Here is a 1,154-nt window from a genome sequence, read left to right as displayed (position 1 = left end):
TTCCAGAGAATGTCCGATCAGTTGGCCAGTGGAGACCTTACCGCTCGTCTTGATAAGCGTGGTAAGGATGAAATGTCTGCTATTTCTGAAGGCATGAACAAGGTTGCAGATGGGTTCGAACAACTGGTGCGTGAGGCAAAAAGTGCAACAGGTCTGGTAACCGAGAGTTCACGCCGTCTGGCAAGTGAATCAATGCAGACCCGTGATGGCGTTGCACGCCAGAAAGAGGAGACCTCACATATTGCAGAGGGTGTTGGTGATCTTTCTACCAGTTCTGCGGATATCGCTCAGAATACCAGCATGGCTTCCAGTACCGCCCAGAATGTTGATGATATGGCAACAGAAGGGCTGGCTGTTGTACAGAAAACCACGCAGTCATTCAATGAGTTGGTGGAAGAGGTCAGTGAGACTAGTGCTGTTATCAGCGAACTGGATAAAGATGTACAGAATATTCATGCTGTATCCAGTGTGATAAGTGACATCGCTGACCAGACTAACCTGTTGGCTTTGAACGCAGCGATTGAGGCAGCTCGAGCGGGTGAACAGGGTCGTGGTTTCGCGGTGGTAGCTGATGAGGTGAGAACTCTGGCGCAAAGAACACAGGATTCCACCGGAGAGATCCGAGATAACCTGGGTAAGTTGCAGGAGTGTGCTAGCCGTGCGGTGTCCATGATGGAACGAACCAACACTTCTGTCCGAGATAATGTATCTGAGATGCAGCGTGCAAGTGATGTGTTGCAGCAGATTGATACGGCACTAGGTGAAATGAGCCAGATGAACTCTGGTATCGCTGCTGCGGCAGAAGAACAGAGTAGTTTGGTTAATCATCTTCATCAAAGTTTGGCTGCAATTGCTGAGGTTGCTGACAGCTCGGAGGGTGCTGCAAGAAATACATCCTCGCTTGCTGATGATATGGCGGGTTCCGCTTCGCATCTTGAAAGCACGCTCTCGAAGTTTACTGTTCGATAGGCGCTTGATATAAAACAACCTCTGAGTTAAAAAGAATAAAAAGCCCGGATTTTCCGGGCTTTTTATTGTCTGTTTTTTATCGCTTCATTTATCTACGTACTATTATTTTAGTAGTGATTAAAGAGGTGAATAATGAGTATTCGTGAAGCCGCTGTTGCTGGTATGTTTTATCCTGGAAATCCAGC

General features: G+C 47.5%; 1 protein-coding gene. It reads left to right on the top strand.

From position 1 onward, the window contains the following. Positions 1 to 969: methyl-accepting chemotaxis protein (locus GY843_RS17665; RefSeq protein ID WP_297311564.1), on the top strand; the 969-nt coding region annotated here is incomplete at its 5' end. Positions 970 to 1,154: the final 185 nt, after the last annotated feature.

This window comes from Neptuniibacter sp. (assembly GCF_024231755.1).
GTDB lineage: Bacteria > Pseudomonadota > Gammaproteobacteria > Pseudomonadales > Balneatricaceae > Neptuniibacter.
Note: the sequence above shows the minus strand (reverse complement) of the source record. Positions and strands in the feature narration are given on the sequence as shown.